Genomic DNA, 20143 nt, shown 5'->3' on the forward strand with positions numbered 1-20143 from the left:
TTGTTGTTTTGGTTGCGTTCCTATGTCGTGGCAACTGTGCAATATGTGACACTACTCTTTTATTAATGTAAAGAATCATTGACAATATAATATGTTAAAGCGTCACAACGCCCCCGAGAAGTACGACATAAAGGAATTGAACGACAACCATAGGGGGCGAAACGCATGAAGAATGAAAACGAAGATAAAAAGGTGATTGTACTTGATTCAATTATGGGGTCTGGTAAGACATCCTATGCTATTCAACTAATGAAGGAAGCACCCAACACGCAAAGGTTTATATACGTGACGCCATTTCTTGACGAAGTTAAACGCATAAAGTCCGAAGTCAGTAACCGTAATTTCCGTGAACCGAACGCCAAGCATGGACATGGAACGAAACTTGCTTCACTAAAGAAGTTAATCGCCACAGGGGAAGACATTGCGACCACTCATGCACTATTCGCATTGGCGGACGATGAATTAATGGAGCTTTTGAAATGGGAACGATATACGCTGATTGTTGATGAAGTAATGGATGTCATTGAACAAGTACCGTTGAAGCGGGACGACCTTCCCGTATTATTGAAATCGGGCTATGTTGAAATATCCGAAGATACACAAGCTGTAACATGGACAGGCGACCATACAATGATTACGAGGTTTAACGACGTAATGCATTACGCACTATCAGGGAACCTTTACGCCGTAAATAATGTCGCTTTTGTTTGGAACTTCCCTGCGAAGGTCTTCAACTATTTCGACGAAGTATATATTCTAACCTATCTATTCGCGGGGCAAGTTCAGCGCCATTATTATGACTTTCATGGCGTCCAGTACGCTTATTACGACGTTGTAAGGGACGACGGTCGTTATGAACTGGTACCGAAGTCTAGCGTCAAGGAAGACCGTTCCCGCTTCCGTGAACTGATTACGATCTATGACGGTAAGCTTAACGACATTGGGGTACGTGATACAGCATTATCAAAGAGTTGGTTCGAACATAAACACAATACGCCGAATGTGAAGAAGCTAAAGGACGCCATATATAATTACTTCCGTCATGTAACGAAATCGAAGTCAGAAAACTTTCTTTGGACAACGTTCAAGGATAGTAAGAAGCGGCTTCAAGGTTGCGGATTTGCGAAGGAAGAATCAAAGATAGCCGACACTACTACCGACAAAGGTAAAGCATGTTTTACACCGTTTAATATCCGTGCTACGAACAAGTACCGTCATAAGACCGTCTTGGCGTTCGCATTAAATCGCTATATGAATCCTATCGAGAAACACTTCTTCGCACAAAGGAATGTAACGGTTAACGAAGAAATGCTTGCATTATCGGACTTACTGCAATGGTTATTTCGTTCAGCAATACGTGACGGTCAACCCGTTAAGGTATACGTTCCAAGTCGAAGAATGCGTGTTCTACTTCAACGTTGGTTAGATAACGAAATATAATCTGCTTTTCAAAACAAGGCAAAAATTCGAATAAACCCAGTAACGGCGCGGGTTTCAGGCGCTTTCCCTTAGAAGAGAAAAGGTATGTAATAATACCGCCCCTAACGGTTTCGGCTACGCCTGTACCGACGGGAGCGGGGCAACGGCTTCGCCTAGCCATCGTATAGCCTACTACCATATTCAGAACGTTAAATATCTAACGATAAAAGGATTGTATATAGACAGCGGCGGGAGCGATAGCGAACGGCAACGGCACGAAGCGAAGCGTAGGGACGTTTATGTATAAGTGTTTTTAAGGATCGTAATTATAGCGGTTATTGTGTCACATTGGATGTATACGTTCCCGCTTCGTATGGATACTCTGAAACCCGCTAGCGCCATTAAACTCGAAGCTGTCGCCATTGTATCGAACCTAAACATAGGTAAATTCGTTACGTTAAAAATGCCTACCGTTAATCACGTTAAGCTCACGGGAGGATAGTTCAATGAAACGTTTGAATTTTGGTACATACTTCCCCTGAAAAATGGTGACAGTATCCAAAGGTGATGATAATTGAAGAAAATGAAATTAACTGTGTTCCTTTTGCTTGTTGGATTAATTTTCCCAACGCATTTATTAGCAGAAGCTAACGACGGAACAAATTTAATAAGACTAAGTTATAGTGAAGTTTCATCAATGCAAGTAGTTCGTTTAAAAGGAACAGATGATTCAAGGATTTTCAGCATGACAGATGGATATGACGAAAGGATTATCCGAAAGGTTATTAATTGGATTAATACCTCAAGTCCTAGCGAACAGGCAACGAAGTTAGAGGGTGAAAAAGCTCCATTACTTTTTAGAATAAACATGCTTAACGGTGATCTAATAACTTTAGAACCAGCGTATAAATGTATTGGTCGTCTTATCAAGACATGTACTGCCGTCGATGGTGAAATTGTACTTACAAAGAACAAGAAAAAAATCCGATTAACTTCGCAAGAGCTTTATGATTGGATCATTGTAGGCTGGAAGTATGAACCTGTTGGAGCACCTAAAGATGAACTTCTGGAGGAAACATTGTACACAAGATACTTTTCTGTAATCGAGAAGAATTTTCCAGATTTTATAATGTGTCCAAGGATAGATAGCATTAAGCGAATTAAAGGCGATACACGAAGACATTTAGTTATTGCAAGTGCATTAAACTATGCAGGACATCACGCTCCTTCATATGATAGAATCATTTTCACATTAATCGATACACCCGAGAATGGAATAAAAATCATTGAAGTTAGAAAAAAAAGCAATGTATCAGAAAGGGAAAGTCAAAAACAATGTAGATGGTAATCATGCATAGTGAAAACAAGATCGAATTATTGCATTAACCTAACGGGAAAACGATAGTTCAGAATTGACCGCCTTTAATTATAGGGCGGTTTTTCATTTGGTCAGATATAAACATTATGGGGAATCGAAAGTTTTAGTGAAAACATGTTGTGAAACATACGCTAGACATGGCGAATATGTCCTGTTTTGAAAATATCGTTTTTCGCAAAAAGCCAATGAAAACCCGCGCCGTTATTAGGTTTCCGACATGTCCATTCAATCCGAATATATGCAAAATTGGACATTACTGCGTTATTGCGATAAAGTGATCTTCGAAAGAAAAAGCCGCCGAACCGTTAGGCTTGACGACTTTCTTCCCGACTTATTCCCAATTCAGCAATACGACGATACAGCGACGAACGACCGATTTTCGTTACCTTGCATATCTTAGCGACCGTTTCACCCTTAACGTACATTTCAATCGCGTGATTCATTCCCTCGTGCTTATCGTGATAACGCTTGACACTACCTGTATACTTCCCTTCCCGCTTCGCTAGGTCGATTCCTTCCAATTGCTTAGAGCGGTTTACACCGTATTCAAATTCAGCCACAGCACCTAACATCGTCACCATGAATTTCCCCATAGCTGTCTTCGTGTCTACTGTATTGCCGCCCATATCAACAATAATCAACCCCGCGCCTTTCGCTTCGATTGTTTCAATGATATTCAGTAAGTCGCGAACGTTACGCGCTATACGGTCAATACGAAGAATTACGATAATGTCGCCTTCTGTGAGACGCGTTAGGATGGATTGTAACCCTTCGCGCTTTGCGTTGATACCCGTCTTCTTATCCGTTACCAGTTCGTCTATACCGAACGCTTCCAAGCGCTCTATCTGATAGTCCAAGTTTTGTTCCGTCGTTGATACACGCGCATATCCGTATTTCTTAGGTGTATTCATTTTCATTGTCCCCAATCGTATGTATGTTAGACTAATTATAACACTAGCTTTGGGACATATCAATGGGACACTACAAACCCGCATTCTACCGTTATTGTTGTGTTGTCCCGCAGGGGTGTACCCTAATGAAACATCGTTTGAAGAAAACTAGCCGAAGCTCCCCACTTGGGGAACCGGGGGGATGTCGGTTCCGCGTATACCGAGAACAATTTGCGTGCAATTTAGTAAAATTTCAAAGTTAACTTATCCTGAATTTCGAATGCCCTTAAAGGTGAGATGTAGGAGTAATGGCAGAACGCTCTAGATGAAAATATTCTACTGTGGTAGAATCTAATTACATGGTTCTACTACAGTAGAATAATAAGGAAATGAGGTGCTTTCATATGGTTGTGAAGCTTTTTGACAGTGAACTTAATATTATGGAAATCTTGTGGAGAGATGGCGATACAGCTGCAAAGAGGATTGCAGAAATTACAAAGGAAAAAATAGGTTGGAGTAAGACTACAACTTATACCATTATCAAAAGATGCCTTGATAAAGGGGCGATTGAACGACGGGAACCTAATTTCGTTTGCCATGCCCTTGTTACACGAGAGCAAGCGCAAGAACACGAAACAACAGAGTTGATTAATAAAATGTATGATGGCGTCCCCGACAGACTGATTGCTTCATTGTTGGGACAAAAACGACTGTCGACAGAAGAAATTAGCCGCTTGAAACGTCTTATCGATAGCATGGAATGAGGTGAGGTAATGTCATTACTTCAAATAAGTATCTCGGCTTCTGTCTTTATTCTTGCAGTTATCTTCTTACGTTCCTTGCTTATTCACAAGCTGCCCAAAATAACCTTTATGTTTCTTTGGGGTGTTGCATTAATTCAATTGCTTGTACCTGTTTCAATTCAATCGCAATTTAGCATTTTTACGGCAGCGGAACATTTAAGAGGAATGTTTCCAGTGCCAAAATTGATTCCCACGCCAGAAAGTTCAACATTTGTTAATGGAACTACGGTAATCATGCCACCAATTACAGAACATTTGACCGCGCGGATTGTGCCATTAAAGACGGCTTTACAAATATCGCCTATTGTATGGGTGTGGTTAGTTGGTTTTACGTTATGTGCTTTATTTTTTATCATTCCGCATTTAAGGTATCGCAAAATCTACAAAATGGCTGTGCCTATTAGAAACGATTTTATAAGAAAATGGCAGCATTCAAATTTGTTATGGCGAGATGTTCAAATCAGGCAACTAGATAATATTTCAACTCCGCTTACCTACGGCATTTTTCAGCCTGTTGTACTCTTGCCCAAAAATTTAGATTATGACGATGAGAAACAACTTGCGCTTATCCTGACCCACGAATTTACGCACATCAAGCGATTCGACACACTAAAAAAATGGATTCTTGCCACTAGCGTATGCGTCCATTGGTTCAACCCTTTTGTATGGGTCATGTATATTCTTGCCAACCGTGATATCGAGCTATTCTGTGATGAAACAGTCATACGAAAATTTGGGGAAAACACGAAACCTACTTATGCTAGGGCACTTGTCCGTTTGGAAGAGAAGAAAATCGGCTTGTCGCCGATGATTAGTAGTTTTTCCAAAAACTCAACCGAAGAAAGGATTATATCGATCATGAAAACCAAGAAAATCACTATCACCACGATGTTGCTCGCTATTGGGCTTGTAGCCAGTGTCGTTATCATCTTTGCGACTTCTGCATCGGACAAAACGGAAGTTGCTAAGGGTGTCAACAATCCAATAGCCGAACCTAATGCCGAAAGAGTACCCGCATTATATCAAGGTGCCATCACTACAGATATTGTGCCCGCATTATCTCAAGGTGCCACCATTACAGATTTAATGCCGCACGACTTAACATTCAACAAGAAATATGATGTACCGAAGTTGATAGACAGTCTTATGGCTTCAAAGTATCGTGCAGTTTATATGGACAATGAAATATATCTACGTGTCATGATGGATAACACAATACAGATAAGCAAAGATAATGGCGCGGTTTGGAAAAAATATGGTACAGATCAAATCGATGCAAAAGATTTTGCAAAATGGCTGCTGATAAATGATCGGAATCCGGGCTATTCAATGGAAGAAGTTCAGAATCGCTTGGCAAACGGGGCAGAAGTAAAACATTTAGTGTTTGAAAATGCGAAGGAGATGTATTTCATAATCGACAGGAACGGCGTACAGATTGAACTTATACAGCCTGAAGAAATATCTTCTGTTCTGATCGACGGTCAAAGAATGATGATTACTTCCGCTTTATCAGCCCAGATGCTGAAATCATTTTATGACTTGTTAGTGTCGAACAATATACTTTCGGAAACTCATGCAAAACAAGATTATTCGGAAAGAATTAAGTATCTTGAAGAAAATCTCCCTAACTTTATCGTGACGAAATAAAGGTGGGTTGCCGTCCTACCAATCGGCGTCGGTCTAAATGATCGGCGTCTATTCATTTTTGAAACTTGAAATTCAAACGTAATCTCGAAGGGGTACACCGGGGGAATAGGTGTATGTCGGCGCCACAAAAGGCGTACTTAATTTACGCGCAATTTTTCGAACTGTCATGTTCCATATTGTTACATGCCTAGCTATACTTAACTTATCGTTTTTTCGATCGGAAGCGAAAGGACGACGTTCCCCGCCGAACCGTCTTCTTCTTTCGTTGTCAGTAGCCCACATTCGCCGCATATGACGGTGTACGTCACCGGGAATACTATTACCGAATAAAGAAAAAACGCCCGATAGGGGCGTCTATAAAGACAAGGGTAAATGCCATTCCAGTTCTATGTTAATGTCTGTACTCCCTGTCTACTCGTCACATGTGGAATCGGTGGCGTTGTTGATCTATAGAGATAGAACGTATACGATTGTAGAGTAAAATAACAGAAAAATGACGTTGGAATAAATGTTATCCCAACGTCTCTTTTTCATTTATTTTTTTGTCTAATGAAAATGGATATTCTACTGTATTATGGATGGGTATTAACAAAAAGCATTGAATTACTGAATTTGATCCATTATGGTGAGCCACAATGGATAGTAAAAGGTCATCTTTGTATATAGACAAAATAAGTAATATTGTAATCCGAAAGAACGGTCATAGTAAAGCCCCAAGGGAAATACAAACGGAATGGGCGGACGTTGAACGAGGTAGAGCTGCATAGGACATCTGAGAAAATAATGATTTTTATACATATGTCTTACTAGGCGTTAAGCTAACGGGCAGGATTGTTTCAATGCGTTGTATAATTGAGATCATATAATAAATCGAGAAATGTTCACTTATAAAGAAGGGTATGAAATAATTTCAAATAACGTACTTGAGAGGGCATTTCGCCTTGAGGAAAATAACAAATGGTGAATTTGGTTGAGGAGTTTAGCAATGAATTAAGACATGGTAGCTATCTTGTGGTTATGCCTTTATCTAGGGTTTTCATTCCAATTCATCGCTACCTCGATAACATATAACAGTAAAACTCGCCGTCAACTACATCTTCGATTCCTTCAGATGCAGTTGACAGTGAGTATCATTACTTCAATTGTTGTATTTAATCCGCTGTTAGATCAAGCCAGTCCATTTCTGCCTTCGTCAATTTAATTATTGCTCCTTCGTTGCAAGATGATAGCTCCGCTTCACTGCGTGCTCCAATCAATGCACAAGTTGGAAATGGCTGATTTATCACATAGGCAAGAGCGATTTGTATAGCAGTCAGACCCTTTTCTGTCCCAAGTTGCTTGGCTCTTCTTAGACGCTCCCAATTAGCATCACTATAAAACACACGGACCAAATCGGCGTTTTCTCGATTTTCTGGTGTGAACAGACCTGTAAAAAAGCCTCTAGCTTGTGAAGACCATGAAAGTAAAGGCATTTGAACTTCTTCATGCCATTTACAGGTTTCTTCATCTGAGGAAACACAATCTTTCCAGAACGGCTCATTTACTTTGGCAAGACTCAAATTAGGACTGTTGAAGGTAAAGCCTGTTAAGCCCTCACGTTGTGCATAGTCATTGGCTTCTTGTATGCGCTGCCAAGTCCAATTTGAAGTACCAATAGCCTGCACTGTGCCAGCCTCTATATATTCATTTAATGCATCAATAATATGTTCTACAGGTGTATTTGGATCATCACGGTGCAAGGCATAGAGATCAATATAGTTTGTTCGTAATCTCTCTAAGCTAAGCGAAAGATCATATGCAATATCCTTTTTAGATAATCGAGGGCCATTTTGATCATGATGCGCACCTTTTGTCAAAATTACTAATTGCTCCCGATTCCCTCTATCCTCTAAGTATCTACCAATCACTTCTTCACTTTGACCACCGCAATATATATTTGCAGTATCCAAAGAATTTCCACCGATTGTAATAAAAGCATCCATATTTTTTTGGACAAGCTCATAGCTGTCATGGGAAAAATAATCAGTACCCTTCATCAATCTTGAAACTGGCTTGCGGCATCCTGCAATTTGTATATATTCCATGTATACACCTCTATTCGCTCAGTTTTACTTTCGTTTTTTCTCTTGCCGATGCTATACACGCATCAATGATCTTCATATTGTGTACCGCATCTGTTGCATTAAAAGGTAGTGGCTTCCCATGAAGAACTGCCTGAGCAAAGGCATCTGCTTGCAATGAATATGCATTTAGAAACGGTACAGATACTTTATTTTTTTCATCGGATTTAATGATATAGAAATGACCACTTTCTTCGGTTGGCGTTACGAAGGCGGAAGGAACCTCGATGATTCCCTCAGAACCTAGCACCTCAAGCGGGTTACGAAAAGCAGACCACATTGAGCAGTCGAATTGAAGCGAAACATCACCCTCAAATTCAATTAAGCCCGCAGCCATCATATCTACATCACCATGAACACTGGAAAATTGTGCTTGGACTGTAACTGCTGCTGGTTCTTTTCCTAGTAGCAATCTCGCAGCAGTGATTGGATAGCAGCCAACATCGTAAATAGCTCCACCCCCCCATTCCTTTTGATAACGTACGTTATTCAAATCATTGGCATTATTGAAAGTAAATGCACTGCGAATTCCTCTTACTTCACCGATTTCTCCACGATCAATAATTTCCTTGATTTGGGTGTATCTTGGATGATAACGATACATAAAAGCTTCTGCTAATATAACTCCTGCTTCATTGGCAGACCGTACCATTCGCTCTGCTTCTTCTGCATTTAATGCTAACGGCTTTTCGCATAAGACATGCTTTCCTGCTTGGATTGCCTTGATCGTCCATTCATAGTGTAAATGATTCGGCAGTGGTATATAAACAGCATCGATGTCTGGGTCCTGTAGTAATTGTTCATATGAACCGTATGTTTTTGGAATTTGAAATTTAACTGCAGTTTTTTGTGCTTTCTCTAAATTTCTGCTTGCAATACCTACTACTTCATTTAAATCTGATTGAAGAATACCTGGAATAACTGAATTAACTGCAATTCGAGCACTCCCTAAAACTCCCCATTTGAGCTTGCGATCAGACAATTGATTCACCCCTTAATTAGTAGTATATTGTGATTATACTTTTACTGTATTGAAATTAAAATGATAGTATTTTGTTTATAAATGAAACAAAATTGTCATCGAGGTGAATCTATGTGAGGCGTCAAATCCATATGGTTACACTATCTGGAAATGTTTATTTCATCTATCCTGAGTCCGTTGGTCATTACATTTCAGACCCTGATCACAATGTACAGCGCAAGCCCAATCAAATGATTAGTTATAATATTCATTTTGTCGAATCGGGCTATGGCTTTGTTAAGTTAAATGGTGTTGAGCATATTCTCGGTCCGGGAGACGCTGTTTTTTACTATCCTCAACAAGAGCAAAATTATTATTCTAGTAAGGAAGAGCCTTGGAATATCCGTTGGATTCACTTTTATGGAGATAAGCTGAAAGAATATTTACTAAGCAATAACATTAAACCAGGTCAACTGTGGACATTTAGGCAAACCGAACTTTGGATCAAACTACACGACGAATTGATGCTAGAGGCAGAGACCAATCGAATGCTTAATCCGACACAATTATCTGCTAGGACGTACGCATTAGTTGTTAATTTTATTGAGCAAGCCATTCCTTTAACAGAGCGGAAGCAAGGGGGGACGAATAAAAAGATATTGGATTTGCTTCCTGATATGCAATCTTCTGCTACGGAACCTTTTCTGCTCGAATATTGGTCAAGTAAAGCGGATGTCAGTCCTCACTATTTCTGCAAGTTATTCAAACAGACCATGTCGATTACACCAATGGAGTTTATTACAAGATGTAGACTGCAAATCGCCAAGCAATGGCTACTCGAGCGACGTGATTGCTCAATCGGTCAAATTGCCAATGAAGCGGGCTACCCAAGTGTCAGCTATTTCAATAAAAGGTTTATGGAATATGAGAAAATAACCCCTACAACCTATAGAGAACTTTACGAGTAAGCACGGATATTGTAGTTGTTGTAACAATGCGGAATATGAGGAGAATTAGGATGACAAATGAAAATAAAACGTTGTTAGCAGAACAACAAGAAGAATTACTCAAAACAGTGCAAGCCCGTTTTGAGAAAAATATGAATCGCCATGAAGGAATGGAATGGGCTCACGTACAAGTAAAACTAGAAGCGAATGCCAGAAAATTGTGGTCGCTTCATGCAATGGAACAAACCGGTGGTGAGCCAGATGTTGTCGGTCATGACACTGAGAAGGACGAATACATTATTTATGATTGTTCAGCGGAAAGTCCTAAGGGGCGTAGAAGTATTTGTTACGACCGAGAAGCACTGGAATCTAGGAAGGAACACAAACCCAAAAACAACGCTATAGATATGGCTAATGAAATGGGAATTATGATTTTAACAGAAGAACAATATCGAGAGCTACAGAACCTTGGCCGTTTCGATACTAAAACATCGAGCTGGGTGCAAACGCCTGAACACATTAGAAGGCTTGGCGGGGCTATATTCTGTGATCGTCGATACGATACGGTATTTATGTACCACAATGGAGCAGAATCTTATTATGCTGCCAGAAGTTTCCGTGGATGGTTAAGGTTTTGAGGAAATAGATGTAGATACGATGAATCCAGCATTCGCTCTTGGGCGAAAACCGATGTTGCTGTTATTCCTCTAAGACGCAACTCTAGAAGTTAATGACAGTTTGGTTTAGGATAAGTAGTAAATTTATTGGAGGATTGAATATATGACAATATATGAAAAAATGCATTCTGGTGAGATTTACAACTGTACGGATGAGGAGCTTATGATGGAACAGGGCGAGTGCCTTGAGAAACTATATGATTTCAACGCAACTCGTCCATCTGAGGTTGAAAAGCGTAATCAACTATTGAAAGAAATGTTTGCGCAAATCGGTGATAATTGTTATATTGAGCCACCATTCCATGCGAACTGGGGCGGCAAACATGTGCATTTTGGAAATGATATTTATGCCAACTTTAATCTGACTATGGTTGATGACACCCACATATATGTGGGTGACCATACGATGTTCGGCCCAAATGTAACGGTTGCGACCGCAGGTCATCCAATTGTTCCCGAGCTTCGCGTAAATGTAACACAATTCAATATACCGGTTCATATCGGTAGAAACGTTTGGATTGGTGCAGGCGTTATTATTCTTCCAGGCGTTATTATTCTTCCAGGCGTTACAATTGGTGATAATACCGTTATCGGCGCAGGTAGTGTTGTAACTAAAGATATTCCTGCCAATGTGGTTGCTATTGGTAATCCCTGCCATGTACTACGTGAAATCAACGACCATGATAAGGAATACTATTATAAAGACAGAAAAATTGGTTTTAAGTAAAAGTGCAGGCACTCCACACATGTGGTTTCGTCTGTCGCCAAGAGTTAAAGAGAAAGATCAACAGGAGATGACATAAGTAATGTACAAAACGATTATTACAATAGTTGGTGCTACAATAATAATGACAGCATGTAGTAGTAATGGAACGGATATCAATAATAACGCCATTACAGAAAAAACCAGAATTCCGTGGGTACAGAAGTCGTACAAGAAAATTCAAAACAAAATGACCAGCCTGAAAAAGATGCTCAAAACCAATCTAAAGAAAGTATCAATCAGGAGGAATGGTCTTCATTACCTGAATATGACACCATTATTCAGCAAATCGATAAGGAAGATTATAATTTCAAAACGGTAACAGATAACGAAGGTAAACGTATTCTTCTTCTTATTGACCAAGGGGGAGTAGAACAATACAAGACCATATATATCAAAAACACGAGTCGCCTTAAAATAATCAAAATAGATGGTGAAGGACAGATTTTCAACGAAGTCTTGACCAGCAAATAGATACCTCCTTCGGGAGGTTTTTTCATGCGAACATGTCTTGCTGCCTGACGGATGTTGTATTTCGCACAATATTTTTCATATTCTTTGTTTCAGATTACTAAAGATAGGGTAATGATGAGCTGAGCTATTTTAATATCAAGCTTTTCTATCATAGATTCTTCGTGAAAACTACTTGTTGCTAAGCAACAGGTAGTTTCATTTTGATTTGTTTTGCTTATCACGGAATACTAAAAATCTGCTAGTAGTACACATTTAATTTCACACAAACCTTGGAAGTTGAGAGTGTGTTTCCAGTTTTTGGAGAGCTAATTTGAAATAATAGAAAGTTATAATGATAGAATGAAGATTTTTAATAGAGGAGTATTTTTGTGAAAAGCATTCAAAAACGCTTATTAATGTTGCTTCTTGTTTTTATAATTCTTCCGTATTTTCTATCCGTACTTTTGATCTATCGGCAAACGAAAGCGGATGTGGAACGGCATGAACTTGAGAACAGTAGCGAGCAAATGGAACAGGCGTCGAAAGATCTGGAGCAGTATTTTGATGACATCGTTAATCTTCCATATATTTTATATAGAAATCCAGACTTATTCAGGGTGTTTGAACAAGGCTTTGAAAGGTCTCTATATTTCAACCAACTTGAAATCTATAAAGGAATGACAACTTTTTATCTGATGAGGAGCGAGATTCGGCAGATTCGCTTCTATATCGAAGAAGGGAAGAGTTCGTTTACGGTTTATAATACCATGTTAAGCTCACATAAGCGGAAGCCTGATTTATTGAATCAGGCTTCTATTCAGAAGCTATTAAACTCAAAAATGAACTATATAATCGAACCGCCTCATCAGATAAAGAACTATAACAATACTTCATTTATGCCTGAGTCGGATAAATCGACGGTAGTGACGGTTCATCACAAAATCTCGGATGTTCTAACTAAAGAATTTCTCGGTATCATCACAATAGACATTGATTTGGATGAAATCGCTCAGATAGCTAATCATTTTATTCGAAAAAGTAAAGAAACCGTACTGCTGTCTGATTCGGATGGCCATATCATATATGCAAGCGATGAAACCCTGATTGGTAAGGCTGTTCCGGCAGAATTACAAAAGAAAATTAATCCGGAGGCCACAGGTGCACAATCTACAGATGGTGATATTGTCTTCTCGACAACGTTGCAGGAACCGCTAAATGAGTGGAGCTTTACTAAGATAACGCCAAGCGATTTTTTATTTAAAAATGTAAGGGAAACCGCCTACACGAACATCATCGTTGGTGTAATTGTGGGGGTGCTTGGCTTGATCATGATCGCTGTTATTTCATATAAGGTTACACGTCCGATAAAGTTGCTGAGTCATAAAGTTCTGAGCATAAATGGGGGGAATATGAATGCCCCGTTTGACGATCAGAGGGAGGATGAAATCGGTAGTCTAGAAAGGCATATCAAGGAAATGATGAACCGGATCAACCGTCATATCGATCGAGAATACAAGCTAGAGATAGAGAACAGGAAGAACCAGCATAGGGCGCTAAAGTCGCAGATCAATCCGCACTTTTTATTCAACGCTCTACAATCCATTGCTACGGTTGCCCTGCTCTCAGAGTCGCGAAGAGTATACGAACTGGTAACCTCTTTATCCAAAATGATGCGGTATTCCATTCGTGTGGATCAAAAGGCGACGGTTCGGAGTGAGGTGGATTACGTAAGAGCATATTTGAACCTTCAAGAGGAGCGTTTCCAAACCGATTTCAGCTATGCCATTGATTTACCCAAGATCATTCTTGATATTCCTGTTCCGAGTATGATTGTGCAACCGCTCGTTGAAAACTTTTTCAAACACTGTTATGACGAGGGGTATGAACAAGCCCATTTACATATTTACGGCGAAATACGAGGTGAATATTTGAATCTAGTCGTGGAAAATACCGGAAACAGTATGACGGATGATGAGCTGATGGTTTTAAAAAACAAAATCTACACACCCATTAATGAAGGGAACTATTCGCTTGAGCATATCGGCTTGAAAAACATTCATGATCGCTTGGTTCTTCATTTCGATCAGACAGCGGGAATTGAACTAGATTCGATGCAGGGACAAGGGTTCTCTGTGCGGCTGGTGATTCCACTCTACCTAAAGGAGGAGTAACGTTATGAAAGCTCTTATCGTAGATGATGAGTCCAATGTTAGAAAGATTATTCGTTATTTGGGACGGTGGGAAGCACACGGGATTACCGATGTCTTTGAAGCCAGAAATGGTGTGGAGGCTAAAGTAGTGATTGATCTGGAATGTCCAGAAATCATCTTGACAGACGTGAAAATGCCCAGAAATAACGGGATTGATTTGATCGAATGGTTGGATGCCAACTCATATCCAGGAAAAGTAATAATGATCTCAGGGTTTGACGACTATTCGTTCATGCGTAAAGCGTTCAAGCATGGGTGCTTTGATTATTTGATGAAGCCAATCGAAGATGACATGCTGAATGAAGCCTTGGCAGGCGCGGTGAGATCTTGGGAAACAGAAGAAGAAGAACGCCGCGATAAGGAGTCAGGTTTGTATGAAGAGGTTAAGATGTTCCGCTTAAACAGGGAGATGACCTCTGCTTGTAACGGTGAGTTCTTTGATTCCGACGAAATTGCTTTATCTCTCCCGCAAGGGGATACATACGATCTAACGTTGATGTACTTTTACCAAACCCAACACTCGGAAGCCTATCTTCAGCTTTTAACGGATGAACTGGTTCTACGGGAGTGGGGGAATGCCTTTGCCCTTCAGAATGATCCAAATGTCTGTGTAATCCTTTCTGTTCAAGGCCAGTTCTTTAAGGTAGAGGAATGGATTACCCAGCACTTTGATATTCCTGTTCGTCTGGTTAGTGGTCCTCCAATCGAATCTTTGGAAGAGCTCTCACAGTCTTTTCAATCTGCACAAAGGTCTATGACCGAACAGAATTTCAGAGCCATACATCGTTTGGCAGATATGGATGATGCAAGGCGCATGCATGATATTGTCGCTTTCGTAGATGAGCATTACATGGATGAGTTAAGTTTGGACAAACTGTCAAACCGGTTTTTTCTTAGCCGAGAACACATTTCGCGGCGATTCAAACAAGATGTAGGGATGACGCTGTCCAGCTACGTCATTCAGTTACGAATTAATCAAGCTAAACAGTGGTTAATCGAAACGGATGAGAAGATGTACTCGATTGCACTAAAGCTCGGGTACCAAGATGAGATTTACTTCTCGAAGTTGTTCAAAAAAAATGTTGGATTGACGCCTATTGAATATCGGAATGCAGAGGGGAAAAGGGAAATAAATGACGAAGCCAAGATGGCTAATTTATAAGTTAATTTGTTGAAAATTAATGGGGGAATCATGAAAATAAAGGTTATTCAATTTATTGTAGCAGGGTTGATTACCCTGTCTCTTTCTTCATGTGGGGTGGATAATCGTCCGCTGAAGGAATTGGACCCTAATGTAGCTGAGAAGACAATCACTTTGGAGGTGCTTAATCCCAAAGTTGAAATTTCTATAGCGTTCGAGCAAATGGTAAAGGCATACGAAAAGGAAAATCCGAATATCAACATGGATATTTTAACCTTTGGCGGAGGGGCTAACTACCTTGATGAATTGAAGGCGAGATTTGCGGCCAACAAAGGTCCGGATATCTTTCCGAATGGTGGTTACGAAGACGCGAAGGCATGGATAAGGTATCTCGAGGATCTGTCCGATCAGCCGTGGGTGAAACATGCATATAAAGATGCGCTAGTGCCTATGACAATGGATGGCAAAATATACGGGATGCCTATCAATTATGAAGGTTACGGATTTATCTATAATAAGGACTTATTCGCAAAGGCTAAGATACATACGCTACCAACAACACTGACCGAATTAACGGTGGCGGCGGAAAAGCTGCATGACATAGGTATTACCCCTTTTGCGGTCGGGTATTCGGATAGTTGGTTTTTCGTTCTCATGTTGAATATTGCTTTTGCCCAACAAGACGACCCAGATGCTTTTATTCAAGCATTAAAGGACGGTACACAAACTATCGAAGGGAACAAAAAATTCGAAGATGTCATTCGAATGCTAGATTTGACCGTTCAATACGGCAACAAGGATTTTCTGACGACAGACTATAATACGGAAGTTGAGTTGTTTGCAATAGGTAAAACGGCGATTCTGAAACAAGGGAATTGGGTTCAATCGAAGATAGATCAAATAACCCCGAATATGAACATCGGTTTTTTACCCATGTCGATTAATGATGATGTCGGAAACGATGTGTTGCCGATTGGTGTATCCAATAACTGGGCTGTAAATAAAGAATCTTCCCCAGAGAAAAAGAAAGAAGCAAAGAAATTCTTGAACTGGATGGTTTCTTCGGAACAAGGTAAAAAATTTATGAAGGAACAATTCCATTTTATTTCAGCGTTTGAAAATATAGAAACGGACCGATCGGGAGCGCTTGCGGATGATCTTATGCGTTACTCCGATGAGAATAAAACGTTGTCCTGGCATTGGTTTAAGTTTCCTCAGAGGGTGAGAGAGGAGTTTGGCTATATCATGCAAGCTTATGTAGGGAACCAATTGAGCCGTGATCAATTGCTTCATAAGCTCCAAAAGTCATGGGACAAGAATGAATAGTCATAGGTGAATCAATATAAGCCCGTAAATACATCAATGTACGACATACCCATAACGTTTCATTTTCATTAGAATTTAGTAAGGGAACAGAAGTGATGGGAAGACGGGTAGACCACTACGGAGGTATAGTTTTGATTTTGAAGCAACCAAATTTGAAGTATAAAAGGAGTTAGATGATGAATTTCAAGAACATGATTAAACAAACAACAATACTAACCTTTACAACTGCTTTATTGGTAGGCGGAGGAACTCAAGCTTTTGCGAAAAGCAATAACAAAGAGGAGTACAAAGAAAGCTATGATTTCTCCCATATCACTCGCGCTGACATGTTGAAATTACCTAAACAACAGAATAATAACCAATTCAAAGTACCTCAATTTGATGCTTCGACCATTAAGAACATTCCTTCTGCAATCAAGTATGATGAGAATGGAAACAAAATTGAAATGGACGTTTGGGATACTTGGCCACTGCAAAATGCGGATGGAACGGTGGCAAACTATAAGGGTTATCAAATTGTTTTTGGTTTGGCGGGAGACCCTGATAGAGGAGCGGACACGTTTATTTACATGTTCTATAAGAAAGAAGGAGACACATCCCTTAGCAGCTGGAAGAATGCCGGCCGAGTATTTAAGGATAATGACAAACTCGTACCTAACGATACGATTCTAAACAATCAAGCGGAAGAATGGTCGGGTTCTGCAACGATGACCTCAGATGGCAAAGTTCGGTTGTTCTATACCAATCGTCATCCATGGGATCCAGATCGTGGATTCTACGGTAAGCAAACATTAACAACGGCTCAAATCAATGTATCTCAACCGAATGGTGATACGCTGAACATTGACGGCGTAGAAGATTTCAAATCGATCTATGACGGCAAGGATGGTAAGACTTATCAAAGCGTTGATATCACCGGTTTCAGCAAAGGTGAGTATGACGATAATCATACCTTAAGAGATCCTCACTATGTAGAGGAGAAGGGCCGTAAGTACCTTGTTTTTGAGGCGAATACCGGTATAAAAACAGGCTACCAAGGAGAAAAATCCCTCTTTAATAAAGCTTACTATGGTGGAAGCAATGCCTTCTTCCAAGCTGAGAAAAAGAAATTGCTAGGAAGCTCTGACAAATCGTTTGCGGAAATGGCGAATGGTGCACTCGGTATCATTGAATTAAATAACGATTATACATTCAAAAAAGAACTGAAGCCGCTACTTGCTTCCAATACTGTAACAGATGAAATTGAACGTGCTAACGTATTTAAATTGAATGGTAAATGGTATTTGTTCACGAGTTCAAGAGGATCTAAAATGTACGTTGATGGAATTGATGATGAAGACATCTACATGTTGGGGTACGTATCAAATTCTTTGAACGGACCATACAAACCATTGAATGACACAGGACTTGTCCTTCATCAAGATCTTGATCCAAATGATATTACCTGGAACTACGCTCACTTCGCAATTCCGCAAGTTAAAGGAGATAATGTAGTCATCACTAGCTACATGACAAATAGAGGTTACTTTGGTGAGCATAACTCCACTTTTGCACCGAGCTTCTTGCTGAACATTAAAGGTTCCAAGACTTCCGTTATGAAAGATAGTATTCTAGAACAAGGGCAAGTAACGATCTCAGATAATAAACCTAATAAACCTGAAAAGCCTAACAAACCACATAATAATTAATTAAAAGAAAGTAAATGCCAATTGGCATTTACTTTCTTTTTTCAAATGAAGATGAGTAACGTGAAAAGCGAGGTATCGACTTGAATAAAAATAATAGAGTAATCAAAATAATCGGTGTATTCATCCTTTGTTTAAGCGTTGTGATGACGATAGGATTAGTAGCTTATGACTTAGGAAAGAACAAGCAGGAGGAAACAATCGTCTCTCATCCTATACCAACTACTCGGGCTAGCTATCATTTCACCACACCCGATAAGTGGAAAAACGACCCTCAGAAGCCAATTTATTTCGATGGGAAATATCATTACTATTATCTTTATAATGGTGATTATCCAAAAGGAAACGGTACAGAATGGCGCCATGCAACATCAACAGATTTGGTGCATTGGACAGATGAAGGGGTTGCCATTCCTAAATATACGAACCGAAATGGAGATCCATGGTCGGGATCCGTCGTTGTAGACGATACAAATACGGCAGGTTTTGGTAAAGGGGCTATTGTGGCGATTCTAACACAGCCGTCTGCAGATGGAGGGAAGCAGGAACAATATTTATGGTACAGTACGAACAGAGGAAAGACGTTTAAATCTTATTCGGACGCTCCGATTATGCCGAATCCAGGCACAGAAGATTTTAGAGATCCGAAAGTGATTTGGGATGATCAATCTCATAAATGGGTGATGACGCTTGCGGAAGGAACGAAAATAGGTTTTTACGAGTCTAATAATTTAAAAGATTGGCATTATACAAGTGGCTTCAATACAGTGAATATCGGAATTGTGGAATGTCCCGATCTTTATTTGTTGCGAGCGGATGATGGTAAATTGAAATGGGTTCTTGGTGCCAGCGCCAATGGTAAAGCGACAGGAAAGCCAAACACCTATGCCTACTGGACTGGAGAATTTAATGGAAAAGAATTTACCCCCGATCACATTGAACCTCATTGGTTAGACTATGGCTTCGATTGGTATGGTGCTGTAACATTTGAAGATGGGGAAGTCAGCGATAAATACAACCATCGTTATGCTTTGGCCTGGATGAATAATTGGGATTATGCTCATAATACGCCAACACTTAAAGAAGGATTTAATGGAACAGATTCGATAGTTCGTCAAATTAAATTAAAACAAGATGGGGATCAGTCGTATAGTCTGGTATCACAACCCATTGAGGCATTAAATAAATTGATAAGCTCTAAGAATTCCGTTCAACAAATAAAAGTGAATGGCTCCACAACGCTTGATATGACAGGCGATACGTACCAGCTTGAGGCCGATATATCTTGGTCAGACATCAAGAATGTAGGATTAAGGCTTCGAGAATCAAAGGATACAACCCGCCATGTAGATGTCGGTATTTATGTAGAAGGCCAATATGCATATGTTAATAGAGCTTCTATAGGACAGCCCGACAAGAGTAAGAGATATCTTGAAAGCAAAGCACCATTTGATGTGAAAAAGAAGAAGGTTCATTTAAAGATCCTTGTTGATAAGACCAGCATTGAAGTTTTTATAGATGATGGTAAAGTCGTTATTTCTAATGAGATTTTCCCGGAAATGAACGATAAAGGAATTACCCTATTTACTGAAGGTGGTACCGCGATCTTTACCAATGTTGTAATTAAGCACTTCAACAAAGTGTAGATTAGCATTCCTTTTCTCGCACAATACCTACACTAAGGGGCTGACCCAAAAGGATACATTAATTGTATCCTTTTGGG

At 39.9% G+C, this 20143-nt stretch carries 17 protein-coding genes and 1 pseudogene; 15 read left to right on the plus strand and 3 right to left on the minus strand.

The window, feature by feature from the left end; genetic code table 11:
• The first annotated feature begins 165 nt into the window (after positions 1–165).
• The 3 genes from PBAT_RS15385 to PBAT_RS15390 all read left to right on the plus strand — a co-directional run bounded on the left by PBAT_RS15385 (position 166) and on the right by PBAT_RS15390 (position 2767).
• Positions 166–1440: a DEAD/DEAH box helicase family protein gene (locus PBAT_RS15385; protein ID WP_068650851.1), complete on the plus strand. Its 1275-nt coding sequence runs from the start codon at positions 166–168 to the stop codon at positions 1438–1440.
• Positions 1441–1726: 286 nt separating this feature from the next.
• Positions 1727–1921: a hypothetical protein gene (locus PBAT_RS25305; RefSeq protein ID WP_169810127.1), complete on the plus strand. Its 195-nt coding sequence runs from the start codon at positions 1727–1729 to the stop codon at positions 1919–1921.
• Positions 1922–1993: 72 nt separating this feature from the next.
• Positions 1994–2767, plus strand: coding sequence for a hypothetical protein (locus tag PBAT_RS15390; RefSeq protein WP_068650852.1), 774 nt, complete (start codon positions 1994–1996; stop codon positions 2765–2767).
• 335 nt (positions 2768–3102) lie between these two features.
• Here PBAT_RS15390 and PBAT_RS15395 read toward each other — a convergent pair whose 3' ends face one another.
• Entirely contained in the window at positions 3103–3708 is a 606-nt protein-coding gene (locus tag PBAT_RS15395; protein ID WP_068650853.1) for a recombinase family protein, read from the minus strand.
• 383 nt (positions 3709–4091) lie between these two features.
• Here PBAT_RS15395 and PBAT_RS15400 point away from each other — a divergent pair, with 383 nt between their 5' ends.
• Both PBAT_RS15400 and PBAT_RS15405 read left to right on the plus strand, forming a co-directional pair.
• Positions 4092–4451, plus strand: coding sequence for a BlaI/MecI/CopY family transcriptional regulator (locus tag PBAT_RS15400; RefSeq protein ID WP_068650854.1), 360 nt, complete (start codon positions 4092–4094; stop codon positions 4449–4451).
• A gap of 9 nt (positions 4452–4460) precedes the next feature.
• Positions 4461–6137 carry a M56 family metallopeptidase gene (locus PBAT_RS15405; protein WP_068650855.1) on the plus strand — a complete coding sequence of 559 codons (1677 nt, stop codon included), beginning with the start codon at positions 4461–4463 and terminating at the stop codon, positions 6135–6137.
• Between the two features lie 1151 nt (positions 6138–7288).
• Here PBAT_RS15405 and PBAT_RS15410 read toward each other — a convergent pair.
• Both PBAT_RS15410 and PBAT_RS15415 read right to left on the minus strand, forming a co-directional pair.
• On the minus strand, positions 7289–8221 hold the full coding sequence (locus PBAT_RS15410) for an aldo/keto reductase (protein ID WP_068650856.1): 933 nt from the start codon (positions 8219–8221) through the stop codon (positions 7289–7291).
• Between the two features lie 10 nt (positions 8222–8231).
• Positions 8232–9239, minus strand: coding sequence for a Gfo/Idh/MocA family protein (locus tag PBAT_RS15415; RefSeq protein ID WP_068650857.1), 1008 nt, complete (start codon positions 9237–9239; stop codon positions 8232–8234).
• Positions 9240–9352: 113 nt separating this feature from the next.
• On the opposite strand from PBAT_RS15415, the gene PBAT_RS15420 reads away from it, so the two are divergent.
• The 10 genes and pseudogenes from PBAT_RS15420 to PBAT_RS15460 all read left to right on the plus strand — a co-directional run bounded on the left by PBAT_RS15420 (position 9353) and on the right by PBAT_RS15460 (position 20066).
• On the plus strand, positions 9353–10186 hold the full coding sequence (locus PBAT_RS15420) for an AraC family transcriptional regulator (protein WP_068650858.1): 834 nt from the start codon (positions 9353–9355) through the stop codon (positions 10184–10186).
• Positions 10187–10236: 50 nt separating this feature from the next.
• Complete coding sequence (locus tag PBAT_RS15425) at positions 10237–10803, plus strand: DUF4256 domain-containing protein (protein ID WP_084403126.1); 567 nt, start codon at positions 10237–10239, stop codon at positions 10801–10803.
• Between the two features lie 160 nt (positions 10804–10963).
• A pseudogene (locus tag PBAT_RS26485) lies at positions 10964–11104 on the plus strand (maltose acetyltransferase domain-containing protein); the annotation flags it as partial.
• Positions 11105–11248: 144 nt separating this feature from the next.
• The gene (locus PBAT_RS26490; RefSeq protein ID WP_476739352.1) at positions 11249–11569 is read left to right on the plus strand and encodes a DapH/DapD/GlmU-related protein; all 321 of its coding nucleotides are present in this window, start codon (positions 11249–11251) and stop codon (positions 11567–11569) included.
• Positions 11570–11758: 189 nt separating this feature from the next.
• Complete coding sequence (locus PBAT_RS15435) at positions 11759–12079, plus strand: hypothetical protein (protein ID WP_068650860.1); 321 nt, start codon at positions 11759–11761, stop codon at positions 12077–12079.
• Between the two features lie 368 nt (positions 12080–12447).
• A complete protein-coding gene (locus PBAT_RS15440; protein WP_068650861.1) occupies positions 12448–14229 on the plus strand; it encodes a sensor histidine kinase in 1782 nt (593 codons plus the stop codon).
• Positions 14230–14233: 4 nt separating this feature from the next.
• On the plus strand, positions 14234–15430 hold the full coding sequence (locus PBAT_RS15445) for a helix-turn-helix domain-containing protein (RefSeq protein ID WP_068650862.1): 1197 nt from the start codon (positions 14234–14236) through the stop codon (positions 15428–15430).
• 30 nt (positions 15431–15460) lie between these two features.
• A complete protein-coding gene (locus PBAT_RS15450) occupies positions 15461–16735 on the plus strand; it encodes an ABC transporter substrate-binding protein (RefSeq protein ID WP_068650863.1) in 1275 nt (424 codons plus the stop codon).
• Positions 16736–16911: 176 nt separating this feature from the next.
• The gene (locus PBAT_RS15455) at positions 16912–18423 is read left to right on the plus strand and encodes a glycoside hydrolase family 68 protein (protein ID WP_068650864.1); all 1512 of its coding nucleotides are present in this window, start codon (positions 16912–16914) and stop codon (positions 18421–18423) included.
• Between the two features lie 143 nt (positions 18424–18566).
• The gene (locus PBAT_RS15460; protein WP_084403140.1) at positions 18567–20066 is read left to right on the plus strand and encodes a glycoside hydrolase family 32 protein; all 1500 of its coding nucleotides are present in this window, start codon (positions 18567–18569) and stop codon (positions 20064–20066) included.
• The last annotated feature ends 77 nt before the right edge of the window (positions 20067–20143 follow it).

The sequence above is a fragment of the Paenibacillus antarcticus genome (assembly GCF_001637225.1).
Lineage (GTDB): Bacteria > Bacillota > Bacilli > Paenibacillales > Paenibacillaceae > Paenibacillus_AQ > Paenibacillus_AQ antarcticus.